Source organism: Mariniflexile sp. HMF6888 (genome assembly GCF_044335535.1).
GTDB lineage: Bacteria > Bacteroidota > Bacteroidia > Flavobacteriales > Flavobacteriaceae > Mariniflexile.
Map to the genome: position 1 here is coordinate 593,030 of NZ_JBIQVZ010000002.1, position 14,554 is coordinate 607,583.

The 14,554-nt window shown below is 31.7% G+C and carries 12 protein-coding genes and 1 tRNA gene; 7 read left to right on the plus strand and 6 right to left on the minus strand.

What is annotated here, in order from left to right; all coding sequences use genetic code 11:
• Window positions 1-182: 182 nt before the first annotated feature.
• Entirely contained in the window at window positions 183-1,226 is a 1,044-nt protein-coding gene (locus tag ACGLWY_RS07795) for a LacI family DNA-binding transcriptional regulator (RefSeq protein ID WP_396619117.1), read from the plus strand.
• Window positions 1,227-1,503: 277 nt separating this feature from the next.
• On the opposite strand, the gene ACGLWY_RS07800 is transcribed toward ACGLWY_RS07795, so the two are convergent.
• The gene (locus tag ACGLWY_RS07800; protein ID WP_396619268.1) at window positions 1,504-1,986 is read right to left on the minus strand and encodes an HNH endonuclease; all 483 of its coding nucleotides are present in this window, start codon (window positions 1,984-1,986) and stop codon (window positions 1,504-1,506) included.
• 152 nt (window positions 1,987-2,138) lie between these two features.
• Window positions 2,139-2,933 (minus strand): peptidase MA family metallohydrolase, encoded by a 795-nt coding sequence (locus ACGLWY_RS07805; RefSeq protein WP_396619118.1) that lies wholly within the window; start codon window positions 2,931-2,933, stop codon window positions 2,139-2,141.
• Window positions 2,934-3,821: 888 nt separating this feature from the next.
• Between ACGLWY_RS07805 and ACGLWY_RS07810 the strand changes: the two genes are divergently transcribed.
• Window positions 3,822-4,100 (plus strand): response regulator, encoded by a 279-nt coding sequence (locus ACGLWY_RS07810; RefSeq protein ID WP_396619119.1) that lies wholly within the window; start codon window positions 3,822-3,824, stop codon window positions 4,098-4,100.
• Between the two features lie 182 nt (window positions 4,101-4,282).
• Here the strand turns inward: ACGLWY_RS07810 and ACGLWY_RS07815 are convergent, their stop codons facing one another.
• The gene (locus ACGLWY_RS07815) at window positions 4,283-4,450 is read right to left on the minus strand and encodes a hypothetical protein (protein WP_396619120.1); all 168 of its coding nucleotides are present in this window, start codon (window positions 4,448-4,450) and stop codon (window positions 4,283-4,285) included.
• A gap of 129 nt (window positions 4,451-4,579) precedes the next feature.
• Here ACGLWY_RS07815 and ACGLWY_RS07820 point away from each other — a divergent pair, with 129 nt between their 5' ends.
• From ACGLWY_RS07820 to ACGLWY_RS07830, 3 genes are read left to right on the plus strand one after another with little or no spacing between them, the layout of a single operon-like run.
• Complete coding sequence (locus ACGLWY_RS07820) at window positions 4,580-5,083, plus strand: hypothetical protein (protein WP_396619121.1); 504 nt, start codon at window positions 4,580-4,582, stop codon at window positions 5,081-5,083.
• A 47-nt stretch (window positions 5,084-5,130) separates the two neighbouring features.
• Complete coding sequence (locus ACGLWY_RS07825) at window positions 5,131-5,217, plus strand: hypothetical protein (protein WP_396619269.1); 87 nt, start codon at window positions 5,131-5,133, stop codon at window positions 5,215-5,217.
• Window positions 5,218-5,240: 23 nt separating this feature from the next.
• Window positions 5,241-6,506 (plus strand): ice-binding family protein, encoded by a 1,266-nt coding sequence (locus tag ACGLWY_RS07830; RefSeq protein WP_396619122.1) that lies wholly within the window; start codon window positions 5,241-5,243, stop codon window positions 6,504-6,506.
• A 469-nt stretch (window positions 6,507-6,975) separates the two neighbouring features.
• Here ACGLWY_RS07830 and ACGLWY_RS07835 read toward each other — a convergent pair.
• Window positions 6,976-7,049 (minus strand) — tRNA-Arg (locus ACGLWY_RS07835).
• Window positions 7,050-7,311: 262 nt separating this feature from the next.
• Between ACGLWY_RS07835 and ACGLWY_RS07840 the strand changes: the two genes are divergently transcribed.
• Together ACGLWY_RS07840 and ACGLWY_RS07845 are read left to right on the plus strand one after the other, a co-directional pair.
• Window positions 7,312-7,944, plus strand: a complete 633-nt coding sequence (locus tag ACGLWY_RS07840) for a Crp/Fnr family transcriptional regulator (RefSeq protein ID WP_396619123.1) — start codon at window positions 7,312-7,314, stop codon at window positions 7,942-7,944.
• 67 nt (window positions 7,945-8,011) lie between these two features.
• On the plus strand, window positions 8,012-8,809 hold the full coding sequence (locus ACGLWY_RS07845) for a sulfite exporter TauE/SafE family protein (protein ID WP_396619124.1): 798 nt from the start codon (window positions 8,012-8,014) through the stop codon (window positions 8,807-8,809).
• A 209-nt stretch (window positions 8,810-9,018) separates the two neighbouring features.
• Here the strand turns inward: ACGLWY_RS07845 and ACGLWY_RS07850 are convergent, their stop codons facing one another.
• On the minus strand, window positions 9,019-12,216 hold the full coding sequence (locus ACGLWY_RS07850; RefSeq protein WP_396619125.1) for a DPP IV N-terminal domain-containing protein: 3,198 nt from the start codon (window positions 12,214-12,216) through the stop codon (window positions 9,019-9,021).
• Between the two features lie 7 nt (window positions 12,217-12,223).
• Complete coding sequence (locus tag ACGLWY_RS07855) at window positions 12,224-14,551, minus strand: zinc-dependent metalloprotease (RefSeq protein ID WP_396619126.1); 2,328 nt, start codon at window positions 14,549-14,551, stop codon at window positions 12,224-12,226.
• Between the last annotated feature and the right edge of the window lie 3 nt (window positions 14,552-14,554).

The window sequence follows — 14,554 nt, forward strand, 5'->3', positions numbered from 1 at the left end:
CACCATAATTTACTGTAGTACAATTATTTAAAATAAATTAAATTTTTTATTTATGTGGCGAATGTATGTAATATTTATTAAAAAAAAAAGAAAATACATAAATAATGTGTTCGAACACACTATTAATTTGTGTTCGAACACATTTTATTTCAGATGAGTCGCGCTTTTTTATATATTTGTTTATGCTAAAAAAATATACTATTCGAGACATAGCGGAATTGGCTGGGGTCTCCAAAGGCACTGTGGATCGTGTTCTGCATAACAGAGGCAAAGTTTCAGAAATTGCCTTAATGAAAGTGAATGCAGTTCTTGATGAGATTGACTTTAAGCCAAACCCTATTGCCAAAAACTTAAAAAGCAATAAAGTTTACCATATTTGTGTTTTGTTACCTGACCAAGAGCAAGATCCATATTGGAATCCTTGTATTACAGGCATTAATGATGTTGAAAATGAATTGGATGCCTTTGGAGTAAGTATTGAAACCTTCTTTTTCAACCCTGTAAATACGAAGTCTTTTTTAGATGCAAATGCTTTAATACAGAGCAAATCTCCAGATGCAGTTCTTTTAGTTCCATTGTTTTTGAAAGAAGCTTTGATTGTACTGGAAGGTTACAACAAATTAGGCATTACAGTTTCAACATTTAACAACAAAATCGATTCTCAGTTCATCAAAAGTTTTATTGGACAAGACTTATTCCAAAGTGGGCGGGTTGCAGCCAAGCTAATGCATAGCATTATGCAAAAAGGCAATATAGCGGTGGTACACATTGATGAGAAATACAAAAACGCTATACACATGCAACAGAAGGAAAATGGGTTTAGACGTTTTTTTAAAGAAACACAAGGCTTCACAGGTGACATAATCTCATGTAAAATAAAGCATCCAAATTTTGAAAGCTCGCTAATTAAATTTTTAGAAGAGAACAAGAACATAGCCGGAATTTTTGTTACAACTTCTAAGATTCATCAGGTTGCCAAAGTAATCCAAGAGTTAAATCTTCCCCATTTAACCCTTATTGGGTATGATCTATTAAATGAAAATGTAGATTATTTAAAAAGTGGGGTTATAGATTTTTTAATTCATCAAAATCCTAAGCAACAGGCTTATATTGGTCTAAAACATTTAGTGGAACATTTTCTTTTTGAAAAAAACATACCAGATCAAATACTTTTACCAATAGATATTATAAATTCAGAAAACGTGAAACTATTCATGAGGAATTAACGGTTCTTTAATTTTAATATCCCAAATGAAGATGCTATATGGAAATTTGGGTCTTAAGTATTTTGGTTTACCCAGGTTATCCAGAATAACTAGTAACTTCCATTGTACTGTTTATTATATTTAGCACGGTAAATTCCTTTTGTGTTTTTTGAAGTATTCTAATAAGTTTGTACTATCTCCTCTTTTATGGACGTATTGTGTTATTTTACCATTCTTAATATTTAATTGCAAAAAACGGCAAGATAATACCACCCTCGGCGGAAAAAAGTGAGCATGGTTAAATTATCAATAACTCATTGTATTGTATTAGTTTAAAGCCGTAAATGATATGGTTCAAATTATCCGCTTTTAATGGTCCCCATGCAAATAAAATATTTGGCATTAGGTGTTTTATTGGTTGGCAATCAGTATTTGAATCTTCATCTGGAGTTTGAAGATAATTTTTTTCTGGAAAGTCTCCATTCAAATAATCAATGTATTCGTCATAACTGCTAATTTTGTTAACGAAAGGAATGTAATAAGAACTTGGTTTATTTCTGTCTTTTAATTCTTTTGATGAAAGTTTAGCCCCCTTAGGATGTCCAGCAAAATAATGACCTGCGTCAGCATGACAATCAAAACATAAAGCAATTGCATTTTCAAAAGTGTCTTTTCCTCCCTGCATTTTAGGAGTAATATGATGAACTTCAATGTTTAGACCTTTTGGTTTATGGCAGACACAACAATGTCTTGCAGATTTAACAAAAATCTCATCTTTAATTTTTTGCGGGAAAACTCATTTATTTGCAGTGTAAAAGTTGTCTGAGGGGTAAAATGGCATATAACGTGTTTTAAATGCCGTTTTTTTTATCAAATCAGGGTGTTGTATTAATATTCCATTATTTTCACCGAAACTATAGCAGTTCGTTGCTTTTAACATCCTTTATTAAATTCCTCCCAATCAAAATTTATATCTTTTGGATATTTTTTATTGATATAATCTTTTAAAGTATTTTCTAAAGTCTTTGAGTCAATTCCGTAGATTTCATTTAGCTTTTCATACCCGCTTTTCCAAAGTTCTTTAAATTTGGTTATTCCATAGTTATCAATTAGAAATTTGCAAATAAAGGCACTTTGAGTATAAGCTATCATATCTGGATTTTCATAAAAATCTTCTGATAACTTGTCCATAGAAATTAATTTATTACTCTGAATAAAATATTTATAAATCTCTTCCAATGAGTATTTAGAACAAGTTCCACCAGAATAAGTTGCTAAACCCTCATTCATCCATGTAGAAGAATATGGAGGTGTACCCCATTTATACATTGTTATCATATGCATCATTTCGTGTTTTATTGGTGAACCTTTGTCTTTAAGCAAAGTGAAGAAAACATCTCTGTCGGGATAAGCCAAACCTTGAGCAGCCATTCCACCATATTTTAGCATTTCTTTTCTTGATTTTAAAAATTCAATATCCATTTTATTATTGAACTCTGTTTCCCCAATTAGTTTTAAATTTTCCTCAATTGCTTTTTGACATTCTTCAATTGCAAGATTTCTACGCGGAATTTCAGCTTCAGATGGGAATATGTATGTTATATTGTTTATAGTTTTAGTTTCTGTAACAATTTTGTTCCAAGTTTCATCATTTGTTGTTTTTTTTTGTGCACTACAACTGTAGAATGATAAAATCAGAAGTAAATAAGTAAGTTTTTTAGTATTCATTTTTTAATTAATTATGTATTTGTGGGTTTCGTAATGCAATGACCGCTAACTAGTGTATAGGTCTCATAAAAGCAGACCTATCACTCCAATTTCAGGTGAATAGGTCTGACAGCGATCAGACTTTATTGCTTATCAAATATATTTATTTTTTCTTACAAATCATTAAACAAGCCTTCTATTAATTACAACTTTTTATACTAAAACAACGACCTATACATCTGCTCTACAACAAATTCCTAACAGCAACCCACAAAAAAAGATGCCCTCGCATCTCTATTTCTTCCTATTCTTCCAACTATCATTTCGCCATTTATATTTATTCTTATAAACATAATCTCGGATAAACAATCCTATTATACTAGCTACGACTTAACCTATTATTTCATACCATTCCATTCAACAAAAATAGGATAGTAAATTACTACATTTCTTTAATCAACTAATTTTGTTCTAATTAATTAACATTTAGGATTTTATTTAAACTATCTTTACCAATGAGGTGATAAAACATAGTCCTCTGAATATTTGGAAACATACAAATGTATCCATCACACCTTACCCAAAGCAACTACTACTCCCTCTGATATTAATAATACCTAATTGAATTGTAAAGATGAAAGATAAATCAAGTCATTCTAAAAGTACGCTTTCGACGGAGGGGAAGCTGCAAAACGCAATTAATGAATTGTCCCTTCAGAATTAAGTCATGAATAATCGGGCGCAAGAGCTAACCCGTGCAAACAAGCTGCGCCTGTTTGAAAGCAATGAAAAAGCAGCACGATACTCTTATGTGAAGAGGTTTTTAATGAAGCCTTTGGATGTAAATATTCTTAAGGAACATATTTATAAAATTGTTTAAATCCGAACCTGTTAGACAAAATGTAGATCATGGAAGATATTAACGAAATAGTCATCATTGATGACAACAAAATTGATTGTTTTATTAGTCAAAAAATTTGTTCACTTGCTTTTGAAAGAGCAAGTATAAAAACATTTAGTAGCAGTGTTTTGGCACTAGATTATTTTAAGGAAACTTCTAAAGTGAAGGGAGTAATTCCTACTAATAATATTGATTTAATCTTGTTGGATATTAATATGCCTGTTATGAACGGTTTTGAGTTTTTAAAAAATTTGGACAAAACAGACTTTAAAAAAAAAACCAATTGATATTTATTTTCTTTCCTCATCCAATAATGAAAAAGACATTTATGAAGCATTAAGTATTGAGTTTTGTTCTGGATATTTAATAAAATCTTTAACGAAAGAGAAATTAATTGAGGCTATGACGTTAAAAAATATAAAAGGATCAACTTCACATATTTTAGCAGCCTATCTTGGAGCTATTCTATTTATAACTTATCTGGAGGTGTAGGACCATCTATAAATTTATCAATCTCTGGTTTAGGATCAGCTGCAGGAATCATACCAAAGCAATATATGGCAGTAGGCAGGGTTTTATGGTGGAAGCCATATCTAATGGAATAATTACTTTCAATAATTCTCAACGTTCTTTTCAAACTGAAGATGGAGTAGTTTCAAATTTCTATAAATAATCAAATACTAAAAAAAGTAATTCACAAGTAGACACAGTAGATAGTTTTATAAGAATTGGTTATGAAGATCCTGAACTGTTTCATAGGCAACTTTTGTTAGGATTTTTGCATAATAGTGATGCGGATTTAAATTTTAATATGGGTTTTGACGCTACCATGATAGATCCAAGAGAAGATGAAATGTTTTATATTATTGAAAATGATTTAACAAAAAAATACGTGATTCAAGGTGTTGGAACTTATGACAATATATATGAGTTCCCTATTGGAATAATAATAATAATAATAATAATTACTCAACAAGGGAAGCATGTCATTATGTTAGATGCCGTTGAAAATTTTACTGATCCTGTTTATATTAAAGATTCATTATTAAACACGTATTACAATTTATCTGAATCTAATTTTAGTCCAAATTTACCTCCAGGAGAGTATTTAGATAGGTTTAGCATTGTTTTTCAAGCTACCGAAACGCTTAACAATACTAAAGAGTTTCTTACTAACAACAACATTAGTGCTTACTTCAAAAATGATGCGATACTAATCAAAAATAAAAATCTTATAGGAATTAATCAAGTAACAGTATTAATGTATTAGGACAAAAAATAGAGTCTTTAAATAGACTGTCTCATGATGATAACATCATAATCCCTTTTGTACATCAAAAAGGTATGTACATTGTTTTAATTGAATCTGGACAAAATAAAAAATCTTTTAAAATTATAAATTAACCCTATTTAATAATATACTTAACATGAAAAATTTAAAACTTATTTTAGTAATATGTTTCTTAATAAATAGCATTGTTTTTGGACAAGTAGGTATTGGAACTACAACCCCAGACAACTCATCTATGTTAGATATTTATTCCGACAGTAGAGGGTTATTAATACCAAGATTAACCACAGTACAAAGAGATGCTATCATACTTCCAGCGACAGGTTTAATGATTTACAACCTTACCTTGAGTGATAGTCAATTAAATACTGGAATTCCTTCAGTACCAAATTGGATAGGTGTCAAAGGACAAGAGGGATCTATGATTGATACTGTCACCGAAGGCGGAATTATTAGTACCACATCTACTAGTGATTTGTTGGTGACGGGGATGACAATATCGCCTCCTTCAGGCACTTACTTGGTTTTATTTAATGCCCAGTTGTCTAGCAGTCAAACATTTAGTTCAGACCAAGGTGTTATTGATGCTGCAAGTTTATATAACCAATTAATGGCATACCCAGGCGGTGTACCACACGTTCTAACTTTTGGTAGTGGAGAGATTTTGTCTGCAGGTGTCTATGATGTGTCTGGAGCACCATCGATTGCCGGAACACTTACAATGGACGGGGGTGGAGACCCAAATTCGGTGTTTATTATAAGAGGCTCTGGAGCATTTACTACCGGAGTAGGTACAACTGTTGTACTGACAGGAAATGCAAATCCCAAAAATATATTCTGGGTTTCTAATGTAGCCATGTCAACGGCAGCTAACACAATAATGAAAGGTACCATGCTTGGTGGTGGAACAGCTGCTGGAGCAGTGTCATTAGGTGCCGATTCGGATCTTGAAGGAAGGCTGTTTACAAAGTTGGGAGCAGTAACCCTTGGGGCGGGCGTCGTTATTACTGCTTCAACAGGTAGTTCTCCCGTTAATTTAGGAATACTTTCCACATTTGCTATGTGGAGCTCTTCAGGTGCAGTTTCAGATGTAGCAACTGCCACAACCACTGGAGATGTGGGTACGGCATTAGGAACTTTGACAATGACTGGTACACATGTTGGGGAAGAATATCCCGCAGGTACAACAAGTAGCCCAAGTACTTCTACTTACAGTATTTATCAAAATGGTTTGGAGGTATCGAATTCAAGCAGAATAATTAATTTGTCTCACTCAATAGTGTCTCTTCAAGCTATGGTTACAGTAATTGCAGGGGAACCTATTGAAATACGGTGGAAAGTTGATACTGGTGAAGCGACGCTTGACCATAGAACCTTATCGTTGATTCGTTCAGGATATTAATTGCTTTGATTTTTAAACTAATAGGGGCAGTGATTCACAACAATCTCAACAAGCTTTGACATAAAAGTCGGCGAATAAATATACAGAGTGTCTATGGTTTCCAAGGTGGTGAAGCTATCACATTTTTTAACTTTAAAATTAAGATTATGAAAACAATAAATACATATGTTTTAAGTGCCCCCAAGTACCCCAAAAGTTGAAAGTCTATTGAAAGTTTTTGCAGGAGAGCATAATAGACAGGAATTACTGGAAAATATAGGAAAACAACAATTTATCTTCCCTTTTCACCTCGATTCTTTGTGAAAAAGGAAAAGTTATATAATAAGTTATCCTGCAATAATGGGTTAAAAAAAACACTAAAAACTAAACTTAAAGTTTAGATATTTCATGGCTCAAGATAAAAAGGTGTGGAACTTAGGATTTTATAAAAAAAGCCACATGGCACTGTTTGATACCATGTGGCTTTATGTGAGCCCTGAAGGATTCGAACCTTCGACCGCCTCCTTAGAAGGGAGGTGCTCTATCCAACTGAGCTAAGAGCCCTCACACGACAAACAAAATATTTTTGTTTTCCGGTGTGCAAATATAAAATTAACTATATATCTAACAAAGATAAAATTGATATTTTTATCTGTCAATTGATTTTGTTTAATTGGAAGGTTATTATTTGCTTAAATACCTGGAACTCATCTTGACTTTTTTGATTGAAGCGAAAAAGTCAAGACGAGTTCATATTAAAGATACTAAATTTTTCTTTATTTCAATTTTAAGTCAATACCTTTATACTTCTTAAATCATATTAAAAATGATTAATGAATTAAAAGAAAACTATGGTTACCTATTTGAAGACGACCTTTTAATGGAAATCAACAGTGTTGGAACTTTTAAAGAAGTACCTGAAGGGTTCCAACTTATAAATATTGGTGAATATATAAAGTCAATGCCCTTATTGGTTAGTGGTGCTATAAAAATTTTACGTGAAGATGATAAAGGCGACGAACTATTAATTTACTTTATAGAACGTGGCGATACCTGTGCCATGACCTTATCTTGTTGCATGGGACAGAAAAAAAGCGAAATTAGAGCCGTCGCAGAAACACCTACAAAACTTGTTATGATTCCTGTTGAAAAAATAAGCGAATGGATGGGAAAATATAAAAGTTGGCAAAATTTTATTCTTCAAAGTTACCACGATAGAATGACCGAACTTTTAGAAGCTATTGATACTATTGCATTTTTAAAAATGGAACAACGTCTTTTAAAACACTTAAAAGACAAAGCCATGGTAAACCATAATGACGTTGTTCAAGTAACGCATCAACAAATTGCGTTCGATTTGCATACCTCTAGAGTCGTTATTTCTAGGTTATTAAAAACCTTGGAAAATGAAGGCAAAATTGAACTTCACAGAAACAGCATCAAAATTTTGGATCTTTAGGGCTTTGTAACTTATGTTACTTAATGAACCTTTTTAGTAGTCTAATTTTGTAACGTAAAACATAACTATGGCTATTTTAGATTTATTAGGTTATTTTGGTGCTTTTATAATTGGTATGGTTCTAGGGCTTATTGGAGGAGGCGGTTCTATACTAACGGTTCCTTTGTTGGTATATCTTTTAGGTTATAACCCAGTGGTAGCAACTGCATATTCGTTATTTATAGTTGGTACATCATCGGTTGTTGGTGTTATTCATAAGCATCAAAAAAAACTGGTCGATTTTAAAACAGGTCTAACTTTTTCATTTCCATCATTTTTAGCAGTTTTTATATCAAGACGTTATTTGATTCCAAACATCCCAGACGAAATTTTTAATTTAAATGGATTTGTTTTAACCAATGACATCGCCATCATGGTATTTTTTGCTATTGTTATGCTTGTAGTAGCATTTTCGATGATAAAAACAAAAAAGAAAGCAACTGCCGTTTTTGTAAAACAACCTTATTATAAAACTTTTATACAAGGTTTAGTCATAGGTGTCATTACAGGATTAATTGGTGCCGGGGGTGGCTTTTTATATGTGCCTGCTTTGGTGCTTTGGGCGGGTCTATCAATGAAAAATGCAGTGGGTACATCATTGGTTATCATATCTATAAATTCGATTATTGGCTTTTTAGGCGATTTATATACACTAAATATAGACTGGTCTTTTCTAATAACATTTTCATGCCTAACCATCGCAGGTATTCTATTGGGCGGTTACTTGTCAAAGTTTATATCGAACAAAAAATTAAAAAAAAGTTTTGGCCTTTTCATAATGTTAATGGCTATTTATATCATTATTAAGGAATTTACCCAAAACTAAAATTGAACTCATCTTAACTTTTTGTTTTTAACCGAAAATGAGATAAAATTTGTATTAATTATTATTCAATATAGTCCGATTTTAGTTGACGTATTGACATAACTATTTAAATTTACATCAAAAAACTGGACTTTAGGTTGAACAGCTAAGTTATGTTGCAATTCCATTTAGTGACTGATATTATTTACAATCCTAAAGAAAATAGCTTATTACTTTGCTTTTCCTGATAGATAATATGTAAAATAATCTCGTTTTCGTCTTTCGAAGTAATCATCATAAACCCCAGTAAAATGATGACCCTGACCCGGAATTACCAATAAATCAAAATCCTTATCTGCTTTAATTAATGCATCCACCAACTTATAGGTATGTGATGGATTTACATTCTGATCACTCTCTCCTGTCACTAAGAGTAGTTTTCCCTTCAAATTCGACACTAATTCCATAGGAGTTTTTACCTTAAATTCTAAATCTTCTCCTATACCTTGATAATATTCGCCCCAGTTTTTGTGATATATTGCATTATCATAATTACCAGAAGAAGCTACGGCAACTTTATAAAAATCAGGATAAGTACTAATTGCTGTAACTGCCATAAAAGCACCTCCAGAATGTCCTAAAATTCCAACTTCCGAAAGATCTATAAAAGAATATTTATGAGCTAACTGCTCCAATCCATATTTATCATCGGCCAAAGGATAATCTCTTAAATTTCCAAAACCATGAGAAAAATAAGCTTTATTTCTTATTGGTGAGCTACCTCTATGACCAAAACAAACAACAATAAAACCTCTTTTAGCTAAAGCTGTATTTTGATATTTATCCAATACTGTGAAGTCTGTCCAAACAGTTTCTGTAAATGGACCAGGATAGACCTGAGAAATAATAGGATACTTTTTATTTGGATCAAAATTGTCTGGTTTCCACATAATGCCATATAAATCTGTTTCATTATCAGCTGCTTTTATTTTGAATTGTTCTGGAAAATCCCATCCATAATCCAGTAAGGGCTGAATATTAGGTTTCATAACCGTATCAATTAATTTACCATTACACTCTCGAGCCACAATGAGTGGATTACTATCTATTCGAGAATAATTATCGATTATTAAATTCCCTTTAGTATTAACAAACACACTATGGTCTGCATTTTCTGGAGTTAACAATTTTAGGTTAGAACCATCTAGCTTAACCTTATACAAAAAGGAATAATTGGGATTGACATTTTTATCCTTCCCATATCCTTGAAAATAAATTTCTTGTTTTTCTGAATCTACAGTTAAAATTTCGCCCGCTGTCCATTCTCCTTTTGTTAAAGCATTTAGTAGCTTTCCTTTTTTATTGTAATGATAATAATGTCCCCACCCCGTTCTATCCGACCAAAAAAGGATGTCTTCTCCTTTGTTTAAAATTTTACAATTGAATAAAACACCATTAATATTCGGAGTGAATTTCTCAGCAATTATAACTTTAACCTCTCCTTTATGATCTAGAGAACATAACTCCAATTCATCATGAGTTCTCTTTAAACGAGTAAAATAAAACAAATCCGGATTATCACTTTTTATTTCTAAAAATTCCTGTCCTTTCCATTTTTCAATATCGATTTTTTTTATTGACTTGTTTTTAACATCCCCTAAAAACAATTCTTGCTTTGGTAGAATTGTATCTCCTGGAATTGCTTCTTTATATGTGCTTACAAAAGGCACTTTAGTTGTTGAATTGATTACGGTAAAAACACGAACATCGTTATCATTTTTACGAGATACTATAAACTGACTACCATTACCTAACCATTTAATATTGGGCAACAAATACAAACTATTATTATCTCCATCAAATGTTAATTGTACCTGAGTAGAATCTTTTAAGTTTTTAAGATAAATATTGTAGTTTTTATAAATAACCTGATCTTTTTTATCTGGCGATATACCAAACTCTACAGGCTTATTATTAGTTTGCTCAACTTTAATAATCTCTTTACTTTCAGGTATGTATGTATATTTATTTCCGTTATTGTTAAAATTTACTCCAATACCTTTACTTGTAAAAGTGGGAATAAAAGTAACTCTGGCTGTATCTAATTTCATAGTTAGCATAACAGAATCAAGTTTCTGCTTGTTGTACAAGGGATGCGTACCAACTTTATTATCAAATGCATAATATTGCGCCTTCTGATTTGCTTTTTTATACTTAAAATAAAACATTGGTAAATCAGGATGAAAACAAGGAACTATTTCAGACTGATCAAATCTATTAATAAGATTCTTGGCATCAAACTTCTCATAATGTGGGTCGTTCCCCTCTAAAAAAGGACGGAAAAAGTTTATCAAGTTATTGTTTTTGTTGCTTAGAACTACTTTTCTCATAACTTCATAAACTGCTGAAGTACGTAATTCATTAGCATTGAAATTCCCAGCAAACAAATCAAACAAAACATGTTGGGTCTCCTTAGAAAAATCGCTTACATTGTCAGATAAAATTTGAAGTACTAATGGCTTGTCTTGTTTGCAAAAAGCTTTACAAACATCCATCAATATCAATAATTGATTTTTTGAAGGTAAGTTAGTTATAGCATTTATCTTTTTTTGAAAGCCATCAAAAACCTGTATATCAACACTACCCTTTTTGAAAAAACTCTTTCTAAAAACAGCAGAGGCAATACCTTGGTAATTTTGTTCTATCCTTTTATAAACAATGGAGTCTGGAATATGCTTTACAAATTCTGACCAATGATCTATAAGATAATTACTATTTGGGCTATCGTATAGAGAGAGATAAACACTATTTTTGTTTTCACCAAATAAATACCAATTTTCAGGTAATGTTTTTTGTTCTGGAGTTAAAGAGCTTAAATACTCATTTGCGATTTCAATTGCTTGAGAATTTTCCTTACGTGTAAATTTAAGTTTAATGTATTCTTCCATGAAAGCGGCAGATCTATTTCCGCTCTCAAACTTCAAATTCATTGAATAATAAATATTATCTGAATTAAGACCTTTTTTAGCTTCTTCGATAAAATCAGAAGCCTTTTCTTTAGCCCCTACAAATTTATAGATCAAATTACCAGAACTATCAAGAAACAAATACGTTGGATAGGCTTCCACTTCATACTTTATGCCTAACTCAATCCCCTGTTTAGTCTCCATATCTATTTCAGCAGAAACATATGACTTATTGATAAAATCAGCAACTGCATCTTTAGTAAAAATATTCTTACTCATAAACTTACATGGACCACACCATGTGGTATAACAGTCTATAAAGATATTTTTTTTAGTTTCTTGAGCTTTTGCTTTTAATTCTTCAAAAGATAAATGCTCAAACTCAATTTTTCTGTTTTGTGAAAATGCTGCACAACTAAATAGTAGGCAACATAAAAAATATTTATATATTGTTTTTGACATAAAAAGACTATTTGGAAGTTTTATTAAAGTATTCTTTATTGAAACGTAATAAAATTAATTTACAATTATTTTTAACTTTATCGCTCACCTTATCATTATTCATTAGTTTCTCTACGGAATCACGTACTTGCAATAAATAGAGTTGTATCATTGCCTTTAGATCGTTAACCCCACTTTCAATGTTATTAGCATTGGCTAATTCTACAAGAATATTAGCCACGTTAATCTGGGTGCTCATTTGTATGTCTGTTGGCTCACTTGAAACATCAAAATTTAGAAAGACTACCCTGTTTGTGAAAGAGAACAAATCATCACATGTAAAAGCTTGTTTACCATTCTTTTCTTCCGCATCAATTAGAGACGACAAAACTTCTTTTTTAAACAGTCGTTGTAAAATATTTTTGGACATGTCAATATAAAACTTATCCATATTAATAGGATTCTGCTTCAACAATTCTGGATTGGTAAGCCACTCTATCCTTGCTGAAAAGACATGTTTTTCAAGACTTTTTAATACTTCTAATTGCTGTTTTTTACTAACATAAACAACCGGAACTTCATTTTCTCCCTTGATTACAGTACGTTGCATTTGTCCACCAATCAATATCGCTTCCTGATTTACAAAATATTGATACAAGGAAAAACTTTGAGAAATAAATTCCATTAAATCTTTAGTTAAATCCGTATGATGCTTAAAATCGTTAAGTATGCTTGGGATTTTTGGATAAATATTTTTTAATTTTTGAATTCCAATTTCACTTGCTCTTAATAAATCATTAGATATAAACGTAGCTTGAGCGGTTGGATCTAAAATATTATCCTTAGCATAAAAAGTAGTTTTCAATGAAGGAGGGCTTACACGATTGCCATACAAATAAGCTATCGCATCACGATCATATATAGACACCTTAGGCAGAAGGTATTTTGGTGAAATATTATTCTCTTTTACAGCAACATAATTAGGCATACTTGTACCAACAACTGTTGCTGATGGCCCCCATTTTTTTAACCATTCATTATCTTGTAATTGTTCAATAGAAAAGGCGGTTACTGCAGGATAATTTTCTTTTAAGCCTAATATTTGACCAATAACACCAGCTAATTGTTGGGTTAATATGTCCTTTCTTTTTTCCAAACTAATAGGATTCTCTATAATTTCCGGATCATTCTCGCCACAAAGAAGCAAATATTTAGTTAAGCTTAGTTTGGCAGGTGTATCCATAAAATTAACACGAGCAGCTACTATTTCACCAGTAACTTGATTTTCTACAATACGATATTCCATTTCACGCTCTGAACTTCCATTTCCCCAATAGAAATTAATTTTTTTATAGGCCTGAGTCTCATCATCGACTATTTTAAAAACATTTTCCCAACCAGCTTCTTCAAGTACTATTTCCCATTGCGCTAAAGCTTGTTTTACACTTTCAACAAAAGGAGCTGGCGTAAGTGGGTCTATCCATACCTTAATAGGAATTTCAGGAGATACCTTCATTCCTTTTTTATACAGATGTGCTTCTTTAGGTTTTGGACTTAAATTCCACCTTTTAACATATTTCGTAATATTAGCTTTGTAGTTTTTAGTATCATACTCTATATGATCTACCGTATTAAAACCATACGCTAAATTATCCTCCTTTTGTTCATGGATATGATTAGGAACCGTTTGAATGATCATTTCAAACTCATATGCAGAAATATAATTTACATCTTTTCCTCCAATAGAGGGCCTAAATGAACTTTCTGTAGCATATCCTTTAAAAACAACGGCATCATCTGTAGCTCTATATGATTCTAAACCAGAGCGTAATGGGTCGGGAGCATTAATAGGCCCTGGCTTACTAAGATTAAAAATACCTCGTGTTGCCGCTAATTCTTGAGTCAATTCAATAATAAACGACTTTTCATTTTTGCCCATAGCAATTATTGGATAGCTTTTATAAGCTGGAACAAGCCCTGATTTTTCAATGGACTGGATCATGCCATAATCTACAGTGTCTTTAGAAAAAGTTCTTGATCTATTTTGATACAGATCAAGCTGATTCTTTCTCCCTTTTTGAAAATGATAAATACCACTTTCAGAAGAAATATAAGCTATATTTCCGTTTGTTATTTGTGCAGAAATAAACAAATCTTCCCCTAAGGTTTGCTCTGGAATTTCAATAAAATAATGATCGTTGCTAGAGTATATATTAAAGTAACCCTTTTCAATTTTCATCTCTTTAGCTTTGTAAAAATCATCAAAAGATTTTGGTTTATTAGTATCCTGAGCCCTTACCAAAACTCCATTGAAAAAAATTAAAAGTATCTGTATTAGAAATATTTTTTTACGCATTTG